This window comes from Kitasatospora sp. NPDC052896 (assembly GCF_044547075.1).
Classification (GTDB): Bacteria; Actinomycetota; Actinomycetes; order Streptomycetales; family Streptomycetaceae; genus Kitasatospora.
In genome coordinates this window covers 217,579-229,415 of the sequence record NZ_JBITZU010000002.1, presented here as the reverse complement: position 1 = coordinate 229,415, position 11,837 = coordinate 217,579, and the positions used below count along the sequence as shown (strand labels likewise).

The window sequence follows — 11,837 nt, the reverse complement described above, 5'->3', positions numbered from 1 at the left end:
CCTGGCCGTCCGACCACAGCAGAGGTGCCCCCTTGGTGTTCCAGATGCCCGACCGTGGCGGGTCGGGGTTCCGTCCAAGAGTCGGCCCGCCCTCTCGGCGCATCCGGGCGCTGGTGCTCACCGTCGGTCTGCTGCTCCTGGTGTTCCTGGCGTTCGTGCTGTTCGCCGGGTTCTGGACGGACTGGCTCTGGTTCCGTTCGGTCCACTACGCCTCGGTCTTCACCACCCGGCTGTGGACGCAGCTCGGGCTGTTCGCCGCATTCGGGCTGGTGATGGCGGTGGTCACCGGGGCGAACATCTGGCTGGCGTACCGGCTGCGCCCGCCACTGTCGGCGATGTCGGTCGAGCAGCAGAGCCTGGACCGCTACCGGAGCGGCCTCGCGCCGTACCGGCGGTCGGCGCTGCTCGGCGTCTCGCTGGTGATCGGCCTGATCGCCGGGGCGGCCGCGTCCGGCAAGTGGCGGCTCTGGCTGCTGTGGACGAACGCGACGCCGTTCGGGACCAAGGACGGCCAGTTCCACCTGGACGTCGCGTTCTACGCCTTCGACCTGCCGTGGTACGAGTTCCTGCTGGGCTTCGCGTTCAGCGCGGTGGTGGTCTCGCTGGCCGCCGCGCTGGCGGTGCACTACCTCTACGGCGGCCTGCGGCTGCAGGGCCCCGGGCGACGGGTGGGCGTCGGGGCGCAGGGCCACCTCGCGGTGCTGCTGGGGGTCTTCGTGCTGCTCAAGGCGGCCGCGTACTGGCTGGACCGGTACGGGCTGGCGGTGAAGACCGGCGCCTACAAGGGCGTGGCCGGCTGGACGGGCCTGCGCTACGCGGACGCCAACGCGGTGCTGCCGGCCAAGACCATCCTGTTCTTCGTGGCGCTGATCTGCGCGGTGCTGTTCTTCCTCACCCCGGTCCGGCGGACCTGGGCACCGGCGCTGATCGGCTTCGGGCTGATGGCGCTCTCGGCGGTGCTGATCGGCGGGCTCTACCCGGCGATCGTGCAGCAGTTCCAGGTCAAGCCGAACGAGCAGGCCAAGGAGACGCCCTACCTCAAGCAGAACATCGACGCGACCCGGCAGGCCTACGGGATCGCGGACAGCCAGACCCAGCAGTACACGCCGGCCGGCTCGACCAACGCCGGGGCGGTCGCGCCGGACGCCCAGACCATCGCGGACATCCGGTTGCTCGACCCGAACGTGGTCTCGCCGACCTTCCAGCAGATCGAGCAGCAGCGCTCCTACTACGGGTTCCCGTCCACCCTGGACGTGGACCGCTACCCGTCGGCCGGCGGCACCCAGGACACCGTGATCGGCCTGCGCGAGCTGGACCTGAACGGTGTCCAGCAGCGCAACTGGATCAACGACCACTTCAAGTACACCCACGGCTACGGCGTGGTGGCGGCCAAGGGCAACCAGGTCAACGACAAGGGCCAGCCGGTCTTCACCGAGTCCGGCCTGCCCACCACCGGCTCGCTGGGCGACTACCAGCAGCGGATCTACTACGGCGAGAAGACCGACACCTACGCCATCGTCGGCGGCAGCAACCGGGAGATCGACTACACCGCGGACAGCGGCGACCAGACCTACCAGTACCAGGGCGGCAGCGGGGTCTCGCTGAACGACCCGATCACCCGGGCCGCCTACGCGGTGAAGTACCACGAGCCGCAGATCCTCTACTCGGGGGCGATCACCAAGGGCGCCAGGCTGCTCGACAACCGCACGCCGCAGCAGCGGGTGGAGAAGGTCGCGCCCTGGCTGGCGATCGACGGCGACCCGTACCCGGTGGTGCAGAACGGTCACCTGACCTGGGTGCTGGACGGCTACACCACCTCGGACGGCTATCCGTTCTCCACCCGGACCACGCTGGGCGACGCCACCAAGGACTCGCTGAGCGACCAGCGCGGCGGGGTGCTGACACCCGCCAACCAGGTCAACTACATCCGCAACTCGGTGAAGGCCACGGTGGACGCGTACACCGGGCAGGTGACGCTCTACCAGTGGGACGACACCGACCCGGTGCTGAAGACCTGGATGAAGGCGTTCCCCGGCACGGTCCAGCCGCGCGGCGCCATCCCGGCCGCGCTGCTGCCACACCTGCGCTACCCGCAGGACCTGTTCAAGGTGCAGCGCGACCTGCTCGGGATGTACCACATGACCGACCCGAACTCGTTCTTCAACGGGACGGACATCTGGCAGGTGCCGGTCGACCCGACCAACGACACCGGCCAGGCCCAGCCGCCCTACTACCTGACCCTGCGGATGCCCGACCAGTCCGCCGCGACCTTCTCACTGACCAGCACCTTCGTGCCGAGCGGGCGGGACAACCTGGCGGCCTTCATGTCGGTGGACTCCGATCCCGGGCCGGACTACGGGAAGATCCGGATCCTGAGGGTGCCGAGCGACAGCAAGACGCTGGGGCCCAAGCTGGTGCAGTCGCAGTTCAACTCCAATCCGGACGTGGCCAACCAGCTCACCCTGTTGAAGAACGGCAGCGACTCCGACCTGGAGTACGGCAATCTGCTCACCCTGCCGGTGGGCGGCGGGTTCCTCAACGTGGAGCCGGTGTACGTGAAGGGGCGCGGCGCCAACTACCCCGTGCTGCAGAAGGTGCTCGCGGTGTACGGCAACGACAACGTGGCCTTCGAGGACACCCTGCAGGCGGCGCTGGCCAAGGTGTTGGGCGGGGCCGGCGGAGCCACCGGCACGGCGTCGTCCGGCGGTTCGGCGTCCGGCGGTTCGGCGTCGGGTGGTGGGGCGTCGCAGTCGCCGGGTGGCGACGCCGCGCTGCGGAAGGCGTTGGCGGACGCCCAGCAGGCCTTCACGAACGGACAGACCGCGCTGAGGAACGGCGACTGGGCCGCGTACGGCACGGCGCAGCAGGCGCTGCAGAACGCGCTGAACGCCGCGGCGGCGGCCGAGCAGCGGCCCTGAGCCGCGACGCCGAGCCGGGCTCCCGCGCACCCCGTGACCGGTGGGGTGCGTGGGGTGGTCCGTGATCGTGCTATTGTTGAGACACAACGACGCGGGGTGGAGCAGCTCGGTAGCTCGCTGGGCTCATAACCCAGAGGTCGCAGGTTCAAATCCTGTCCCCGCTACTCTCGTCGAAGGCCCGGAGGAGTTCCTCCGGGCCTTCGACGTTTTCAGCCGGCCGTGTTCCCGGCCTTCGCTGTCCTCGGTCTTCGTCGGGGTCGCACCGTCCCGGCGTTTTCTCATCTCCCGGTGTGTTGACGCGGCCCGGCGGCTGGTCCACCGTGGGTCCACCCGGTGGGCGGCCGCCCGCGGTGGAGAGGAGCGGGGGCCGATGCCCGGGCCGGAGGTGGACGGCGGGCCGCTCCAGTACGAACTGCTCGGACCGTTGCGGGTCCACCGGGCCGGTGTGGAAAGCGCGTTGGGGCCCGCGATGCAGCGGGCGGTGCTCGCGGTGCTGCTGCTCAACGCCAACGAGCCGGTCTCCCGTGAGCAGTTGGTGCAGGCCGTCTGGGGGGCCCGGTCCACCGGTAACTCACCGGGTCTGGTGGCGACTTACGTCTCCCGGCTGCGGCGGGTGGTGGATCCCGGTCGGACCCGGCGGTCGCTCGGCGGGGTGCTCGCCACCGAGGGGGCCGGCTACCGGCTGCTGGTCGAGCCGGGCTGCCTGGACCTGCGGCTCTTCGAGGCGGCCCGGGCGCGGGCCCGCGAGCAGCGGGCGGCCGGGGACCTGGCCGGCTGCGAGGCCACCCTGGAAGGCGGGCTGGCGAGTTGGCGCGGGGCGCCGCTGGACGGCCTGCCCGGTCCGTACGCCGCTCTGCACCGTGGCAGGTTGGTCGAACTGCGGCTGGCCGCGCAGGAGGAGCGGTTCGAGTTGGCGCTGCTGCTCGGGCGGCACCACGAGGTGGTGGCCGAACTGGGTCTGCTGGCCGCCGCGCATCCGCTTCGTGAACGGCTGCGCGGGCTGCTGATGTTGGCGCTCTACCGGGCCGGCCGGCAGGGCGAGGCGCTGGCGGTCTTCGCGGAGACCAGACACCAGCTGGTCGCCGAGCTCGGGCTGGAGCCGGGGCGGGAGTTGGACGAGCTGCACCAGCGGATCCTGCGGGCCGACCCGGAGTTGGAGCCGGGGCGGCCTGCCGCGATGCTCGCCGGGCCGGCCCGACCGCTCTGGCGTCCGGCCCAACTCCCGAGCGAGCCGGCGGACTTCACCGGACGGGTGGCGGAGGTCCGGGCGCTGCGGCGGATCCTCGCTCCGGACCGCCGACCGGCCACCGTGCCGGTGGCGGTGCTGACCGGGCCGCCCGGGATCGGCAAGACGGCACTCGCGGCGCACACCGCGCACCTGCTGCGCGAGCGGTTCCCGGACGGGCAGCTCTGGGCGGCGCTGCACGACGCGGCCGGCCGGCCCCGGTCGCCCGGTCGCCTGCTGGGCCGGCTGCTCACCGACCTCGGTGTCGAACCGGGCGCGCTGCCGGTGGAGTCGGAGCAGCGCGCGGCGCTGTTCCGGTCGGTCACCTGGGGGCGGCGACTGCTGCTGGTGCTGGACGACGCGGCGGACGCGGCGCAGGTGACGGCGGTCCTGCCGGGGGCACCGAGCTGCGCGGTGCTGGTGACCGGGCGCGGGCGGGCGCTCGGGCCGGCCGGGGCACGGGTGGTGCCGCTCGGCGGGCTCGGGCCGGCCGAGGCGGGCCGCTTGCTGCGTCGGGCCGCGGCGGTCGGTGCCGGGACGGGTGAGGCGGACGGGCCGGCGGCCGAGGCCGTGCTGGCGGTCTGCGCGGGGTGGCCGCTGGCGCTGCGGGCCGCCGCGGCCCGGGTCGCCGCGCGCCCCGGGCGGGGGCTGGCCGGGCTGGCCGAGCGGCTGACCGAGGAGACCCGGTGGCTGGCCGAACTCGGGCCGGGTGGTGGGGGAGTGGTGGCGGCACTGGTCTCGGCCGAGCGACGGCTGCGCCGCGGGCCGGCCGGTCCGGCCGCCGCCGCGGCGTTCCGGCGGCTCTGCCGGTCCGGTGGCACCCGCTTCCTCGGGCCCACCGTGGCCGGGGAGTTGGAGGTGGACGCGCCGCGGGCGGAGGAGTTGCTCGACCTGCTGGCCGAGCACGGCCTGCTGCGGCCGGAGGGCGACGGCGAGTACCACGCGCACTCGCTGACGGCCTGCTACGGGCGGTCCGGCGAATGGACGGCGAATGGAATCCGGATGTCGTGGACGCGTCCGCCGTCCCCCGGTCGACCGGGCTGACCTGCGGTTCTTCGGGGCGCCCCGAGCATGGGCGGGTGAGCGGCGGGTGTCCGGGGAGCGGCCGGCGGGCGGGCGGAACGCGAGCCCTTGACCCGCTATTTGGTCTAGTCCACTCTGTGTTGCCGGGGCCCGGGGCGCGCTGCTCGTCCGTGTCGAGGAGCACCCCTCCTCCCGCTGTCGGCCCCGCCGCCCCCTGCGCCCGCCTCCGTGCCGCGGCTCGTCGTGCCGCGCCGTCCCACCGAACCGAGGAGCCGCCTCGTGCACCGTGCGACCCGACAGAACCAGAGCAGACCGGCCGACGGGCCGGGCGGCAGAGCCGGCCTCGGCGCACGAGCGGCGCTGGCCGGCACGGTGGCGTTCGCGCTCGCGGTGAGCGGCGCGGTGCTGCTCGCCGGGGGTGCCAGCGCCAGCACCGCGGCCACGCCCGCCGACAGCGCCAACCTGCTGCAGAACCCGGGCTTCGAGACCGGAACCCTGCAGGGCTGGCAGTGTTCCAACGGCTCCGGAGCCGTGGTCACCAGCCCGGTGCACTCCGGGACGTACGCGTTGCTGGCCACCCCGACGGGCAGCGACGACGCGCAGTGCGTCCAGCAGGTCGCGGTGCTTCCCAACTCGTCCTACTCGCTCAGCGGTTGGGTCCAGGGCAGTTACGTGTACCTGGGGGACAGCGGCACCGGCGGGACGGACACCTCCGACTGGAGCAGCAACTCGGCCTGGAACCAGCTGAGTACGAGCTTCACCACCGGCCCGTCTAGCACGTCGGTGACCATCTACCTGCACGGCTGGTACGGCACCGGCGCGTACAGCGCGGACGACCTGGTGCTGAGCGGCCCGGGTGGCACCCCGACGCTGCCGTCCACGCCGACGCCGACACCGACCCCCACGCCGACGCCCAGTCCCACCCCGACGCCCACCCCCACCCCCACGCCCACCCCCACCCCCACGGGCCCGAGCGGCGGGAACAAGCACCTGCTCACCGGCTACTGGCAGGACTTCGACAACGGCGCCACCGACCAGCGACTCAGCGACGTCAACCCGGCCTACGACATCATCGCGGTGGCCTTCGCCGACGCCGACCCGAACAACCCGGGCGGCATCACCTTCAGCCTGGACCCCACCCTGGCGAGCAAGCTCGGCGGCTACACCGACGCCCAGTTCAAGGCCGACATCAAGGCCAAGCAGGCGGCCGGCGTCAAGGTGGTGCTCTCGGTCGGCGGCCAGAACGGCACCATCTCGGTCGGCGACGCCACCTCGGCCGCCAACTTCGCCTCCAGCGCCTACGCGTTGATGCAGCAGTACGGCTTCGACGGGGTGGACATCGACCTGGAGAACGGTGTCAACGCGACCTACATGTCCAGCGCGCTGCACCAGTTGGCCCAGCAGGCCGGCCCCGGTTTCGTGCTCACCATGGCGCCGCAGACCATCGACATGCAGTCCACCGGCACCGCCTACTTCCAACTGGCGCTGGCCACCAAGGACATCCTCACGATGGTCAACACCCAGTACTACAACTCGGGTTCGATGAACGGCTGCGACGGCAACGTCTACTCCGAGGGCAGTGAGGACTTCCTCACCGCGCTGGCCTGCATCCAGCTCCAGGGCGGCCTCGCGCCGAGCCAGGTCGGCCTCGGTGTGCCGGCCTCGACCAGCGCGGCCGGCAGCGGATACGTCGACCCGCAGACCGTCGACAACGCGCTGGACTGCCTGGCCAGCGGCACCAACTGCGGCTCCTTCAAGCCCCCCACCAGCTGGCCCGGCATCGGCGGTGCCATGACCTGGTCCACCAACTGGGATGCCAGCAACGGCAACTCCATCGCGACCACGGTCGGCGGCCACCTGCACGGCATGAGCTGACCGGCCGTACTCCCCGTCTCCTCGCCCCCACATCACAGGAGAGAACCGCATGCGCAGAACCACCCGATCGGCATGGGCGGTGAGTTCGGCCGCCGCCACGCTGCTGGCCGCCGTACTGTCGGTGCTGGGCGCTGCCCACGCCCAGGCCACCCAGAACCACCCGGCGGCCGCCCCACCGGCCGTTCCGGCGAACACCACCGGTGCGCCCGCCACCTCGGGCGGTCTCAAGGTCGCGTACTACGACCAGTGGTCGGTCTACCAGAACGCCTTCTACCTGAAGAACGTGGACCAGGAGGGCATGGCCGGCAAACTCGACTACCTGATCTACGACTTCGAGAACATCGACCCGACCAACCTGACCTGCTTCGAGGCCGACCAGGCCGCCTCGCAGGACGAGAGCGACCCCAACGCGGGCGACGGGGCCGGTGACTCGTTCGCCGACTACGGCAAGAGCTTCGGCTCGGACATCAGCGTGAACGGCACCGCCGACACCTGGAACCAGCCGATCGCCGGCAACTTCAACCAGCTCAAGGAGCTGAAGGCGAAGTACCCCAACCTCAAGATCCTGCTCTCGATCGGTGGTTGGACCTACTCCAAGTACTTCTCGGACGCGGCGGCCACCGACGCCTCGCGCAAGAAGCTGGTCAGCTCCTGCATCGACATGTTCATCAAGGGCAACCTGCCCTCGCAGAACGGATACGGCGGTACCGGTACCGGTGCCGGCATCTTCGACGGGTTCGACATCGACTGGGAGTACCCGGGCGGTGGCGGGCACGTCGGCAACCACGCCTCGGCCGCCGACAAGCAGGACTTCACCGCGCTGCTGGCCGAGTTCCGTTCGGAGTTGGACGCGCAGGGCGCGGCCGACGGCAAGACCTACGCGCTCTCGGCGGCGCTGCCCTCCGGCCAGGACAAGATCTCCGACATCCAGACCGACCAGATCGCCCAGTACCTGACCTTCGGCGACCCGATGACCTACGACATGCACGGCGGTTGGGAGCCCACCGGGCCGACCAACCACCAGTCGCCGATCTACGACAACCCGGCCGACCCGTCCAGCCCGATCGCCCCCGGGACGAGCAAGTACTCGATCGACGAGGCGATCAAGGCCTACACGGTCGGCGATCCGCAGTACGGCATCCCCGGCGGCTTCCCGGCGAACAAGCTCAACATCGGGATCCCGTTCTACTACCGGGGTTGGACGGGGGTGCCGGCCGGCAGTGCGGGCGGGCTCTTCCAGACCGCGACCGGGCCGGCGACGGGCGCGGCCGACTCCGGGAACGTGGCCGGCATCCGGATGTACAAGGAGCTCTCGGGGGTGGTGGACAACCCGGCGGACACCTTCTGGGACCCGGTCGCGCAGGCCGCGTACTTCTACGACGGGACCAACTTCTGGTCCGGTGAGGACGCCCAGTCGATCCAGGCGAAGGCCGACTACCTGCACTGCAACGGGCTGGGCGGGACGATGATGTTCTCGTTGTACGACCTGGACCCGGCGGCCACGCTCTTCGACGCGGCGGTGGCGGACACCAACGGCTCGGCGAGCAGCTGCCCGGCCCCGCCGACGCCCACCCCCACGCCCACGCCGACCCCCACACCGATCCCCACTCCCACGCCGACGCCGACCCCCACACCGACCCCCACTCCCACGCCGACGCCGACCCCCACACCGACCCCCACCCCCACGCCGACGCCGACCCCCACCCCGACGTCCACCCCCACCGGCGGCGTGGTCAACGGCGGCTTCGAGACCGGCGCCCTCTCCCCGTGGAGCTGCACCAGCAACCTCGGCACGGTGGTGAGCAGTCCGGTGCACTCCGGCTCGTACGCGCTCGCGGGCGCCGCGAGTAGCTCCGACGACGCCCAGTGCACGCAGACGGTGGCCGTCCAGCCGAACACCACCTACACCCTTGCCGGCTGGGTCCAGGGCGACTACGTCTACCTCGGGGTCACCGGCTCCGGCGACGACACCTCGACCTGGACCAGCAGCCCCGGTTGGACCAAGCTCTCCACCTCGTTCACCACCGGTGCGAACGTGAACTCGGTGCAGGTCTGGTTGCACGGCTGGTACGGGCAGGGTACGTACTACGCCGATGACATCAGCCTGAACTGAGCTTCCGTGACCTGACGGAGGCGGTGCCAGCCGAAGCGGTGGCACCGCCTCCGGTACTATTGGCGGACGCTCGGTTCATCCCCTTTGACAGTTGGGGGTTTGTGAGGCGCAAGTGTCGGGAAATCGACAAAGCGCCGAAGCTGCCCCGCCGGCTTCGGCCGGCCCGGCAAAATTGCGCGAGGCTGGTGTACGCGGGTATCGGGTGATGCGACGATGGACCACACGGGGGACGGTGCACGGAGATTGACGATCCGTGCGCCCCGACGCGTCCCCGGCGGATGCCGCAGCACCTGGGGGGAGCGGGAGTCGGCATGAAGCTGATCGGCAGGGGCGACACCGGAGCCGAGCCGGTCGGGGACGGCGACGAGACCACCGCCCCGGTGCCCGCGCAGCGCGGGAGCGCGCCGGCGCAGAACCGCTCGTACGGGCCGGAGAGCCTGGTGCACGTCCCGGCACCGCAGCTGGCCGGACCCTACCCGGCGACCGCCGGCAGCGCCGCGGCACTGGGCACGCCCGGTGCGAGCTTCGAGTCCGAGCTGGCGGCCCGGGAGTCCGCGGCGTTGGAGACCAGGCACCGCTCCGCCGCCGACGAGGGCGACCCGAACGCGGCCAGCCAGCTCGGCGCGCTGCTGCTGCGCCGCGGCGACCTGGACGAGGCCGAACCGTATCTCCGTCGCGCCGCCGGCGCCGGCCTGCGGGCCGCCGCCAACAACCTCGGCGTGCTGCTGCACCAGCGCGGGCACCGGGCCGAGGCCGGCCAGTGGTGGCGGCAGGCCGCGGTGGCCGGCAGCGCCCCGGCCGCGCACGCGCTCGGCCTGCACCTGCGCGACCAGGGCGAGGAGGAGGCGGCCGAGTACTGGCTGCACTTCGCCGCCGAACAGGGACACACGCTGGGGGCGTACGCGCTGGGCGACCTGATGGAACACCGGCGCGACGTGCGCGCCGAGCGTTGGTTCAAGGCCGCCGCCGACGCCGGCCACCGCGAGGCCGCCTACCGGCTGGCCCGGATGCGCGAGGCGGCCGGCGACAAGGAGAGCGCCGAGACCTGGTACCGCACCGCCGCGGTCCGCAGCCACCCGCGGGCCGCGCTGCGGCTCGGCGTGCTGGTCGAGGAGCGCGGGGCGCGCGACGAGGCGGCCCGCTGGTACCGGCAGTCGGCGCAGAACGGCGAGCCGCGGGCGGCCTGCGCGCTGGGCTTCCTGCTGCGCGACTCGGGGGACCTGCCGGCCGCCGCCGAGTGGTGGCAGGAGGCCGCCGAGGCGGGCGACGGCAACGCGGCCAACGCGCTCGGCGCGCTGCACGCCGGCCGGGGCGAGGACGCCGCCGCCGAGCGCTGGTACCGCGCCGCGCTGGACGCCGGCGACCACAACGGCGCGTTCAACCTCGGCCTGCTCTGCGCCGCCGCGGGCCGCGACGCGCAGGCCGAGCAGTGGTACCGCCGGGCCGCCTACGCCGGCCACCGGGAGGCCTGCAACGCGCTGGCCGTGGTGCTGCTGCAGCGCGGCGACGAGTCGGGAGCCGAGCCCTGGTTCTCCAAGGCCGCCGAGGCGGGCAGCGTGGACGGCGCCTTCAACCTGGGCATCCTGCACGCCAACCGCGGCGAGCACCAGCAAGCCCAGGAGTGGTACGCCCGGGCCGCCGCCGAGGGCCACGGCGAGGCGGCACTGCAACTCGCGGTGGCCAAGGAACAGCGCGGCGACCTGACCGCCGCGCTGGAGCGCTACCGGCAGGCGGCCGAGGGCGGGTCGGCCGAGGGCGCGTTCCGGCTGGCCTCGCTGCTGGACCGGCGCGGTGGCGCCGAGGAGGAGGCCGAGCACTGGTACGCCATGGCGGCCGACGCCGGGCACGCGCGGGCCCAGGTGCGGATGGGCGTGCGGGCCGCCGAGCGGGGCGCGCTGGAGATCGCCGAGAGCTGGTACCGGCGGGCCGCCGAGGGCGGCAGCCGGAGCGCGGCGTTCAACCTGGGACTGCTGCTGGCCCGGCAGGAGAGCGAGGCCGAGGCGATGCTCTGGTACACCCGGGCCGCCGACGCCGGCCACGGCCGGGCCGCGCTGCGCCTGGCGCTGCTGGCGCTGCGCCGGGGCGAGCCGGTGCAGGCGGAGAACTGGTGCCGGCGGGCCACCGACTACGGGCCGGCCGAGGTCGCGGAGCGGGCCGCCCGGCTGCTCGACGCGCTGCACCCGGAGATGACCGCGTAGCGCGGGTGGCTCCTCAGCGGCAGTCGGGGCAGACGCCGCGGTAGGTGATCTCGGCGCCGGAGAGCGCGAAGCCGAAGCGTTCTTCGGCGGGGAGCGCGGCGAGCGGGTCGCCGGCCGGGTGGACGTCCCGGATGGTGCCGCAGCGCGAGCAGATCAGGTGCTGGTGCGAGTGGTGCGCGTTGGGGTCGTACCGCTTCGCCCGGCCGTCCGTGCTGACCTCCAACACCTCGCCCAGGCCGACCAGTTCGCCGAGCGTGTTGTAGACCGTCGCCCGGCTGATCTCGGGCAGCCGGGAGGCCGCGCGGGCGTGCACCTCGTCCGCGGTCAGGTGCACGTGGTCGCCGTCGAGCACCTCGGCCACGACGCGCCGCTGTGCGGTCAGTCTCCAGCCTCGTTCGCGCAGGCGTTCCAGCAGGTCGCTCATACCACCCAGAGTAGCAAGATCTCGTTCTGGTTCCAGTGTTGACTTAGACAAAGTCCAAGAT

At 72.5% G+C, this 11,837-nt stretch carries 6 protein-coding genes and 1 tRNA gene; 6 read left to right on the top strand and 1 reads right to left on the bottom strand.

Annotated features, from left to right (window positions below; translation table 11 throughout):
- Positions 1-44: 44 nt before the first annotated feature.
- The 6 genes from ACIGXM_RS07150 to ACIGXM_RS07125 all read left to right on the top strand — a co-directional run bounded on the left by ACIGXM_RS07150 (position 45) and on the right by ACIGXM_RS07125 (position 11,352).
- The gene (locus ACIGXM_RS07150) at positions 45-2,918 is read left to right on the top strand and encodes a UPF0182 family protein (protein ID WP_396558351.1); all 2,874 of its coding nucleotides are present in this window, start codon (positions 45-47) and stop codon (positions 2,916-2,918) included.
- Between the two features lie 90 nt (positions 2,919-3,008).
- Positions 3,009-3,082 (top strand) — tRNA-Met (locus tag ACIGXM_RS07145).
- Positions 3,083-3,288: 206 nt separating this feature from the next.
- A complete protein-coding gene (locus ACIGXM_RS07140) occupies positions 3,289-5,187 on the top strand; it encodes a BTAD domain-containing putative transcriptional regulator (RefSeq protein ID WP_396557729.1) in 1,899 nt (632 codons plus the stop codon).
- A gap of 258 nt (positions 5,188-5,445) precedes the next feature.
- On the top strand, positions 5,446-7,041 hold the full coding sequence (locus ACIGXM_RS07135) for a chitinase (RefSeq protein ID WP_396557727.1): 1,596 nt from the start codon (positions 5,446-5,448) through the stop codon (positions 7,039-7,041).
- Positions 7,042-7,090: 49 nt separating this feature from the next.
- Complete coding sequence (locus tag ACIGXM_RS07130) at positions 7,091-9,154, top strand: glycosyl hydrolase family 18 protein (protein ID WP_396557725.1); 2,064 nt, start codon at positions 7,091-7,093, stop codon at positions 9,152-9,154.
- 311 nt (positions 9,155-9,465) lie between these two features.
- Positions 9,466-11,352 carry a tetratricopeptide repeat protein gene (locus ACIGXM_RS07125; RefSeq protein WP_396557723.1) on the top strand — a complete coding sequence of 629 codons (1,887 nt, stop codon included), beginning with the start codon at positions 9,466-9,468 and terminating at the stop codon, positions 11,350-11,352.
- Between the two features lie 13 nt (positions 11,353-11,365).
- Here ACIGXM_RS07125 and ACIGXM_RS07120 read toward each other — a convergent pair whose 3' ends face one another.
- The gene (locus ACIGXM_RS07120; protein WP_396557721.1) at positions 11,366-11,776 is read right to left on the bottom strand and encodes a Fur family transcriptional regulator; all 411 of its coding nucleotides are present in this window, start codon (positions 11,774-11,776) and stop codon (positions 11,366-11,368) included.
- Between the last annotated feature and the right edge of the window lie 61 nt (positions 11,777-11,837).

Bases quoted from the DNA above. Each gene is read 5' to 3' on its own strand.
- ACIGXM_RS07150 (WP_396558351.1), top strand. From the start codon at position 45: ATGCCCGACCGTGGCGGGTCGGGGTTCCGTCCAAGAGTCGGCCCGCCC.
- ACIGXM_RS07140 (WP_396557729.1), top strand. From the start codon at position 3,289: ATGCCCGGGCCGGAGGTGGACGGCGGGCCGCTCCAGTACGAACTGCTC.
- ACIGXM_RS07130 (WP_396557725.1), top strand. From the start codon at position 7,091: ATGCGCAGAACCACCCGATCGGCATGGGCGGTGAGTTCGGCCGCCGCC.
- ACIGXM_RS07125 (WP_396557723.1), top strand. From the start codon at position 9,466: ATGAAGCTGATCGGCAGGGGCGACACCGGAGCCGAGCCGGTCGGGGAC.
- ACIGXM_RS07120 (WP_396557721.1), bottom strand. From the start codon at position 11,776: ATGAGCGACCTGCTGGAACGCCTGCGCGAACGAGGCTGGAGACTGACC.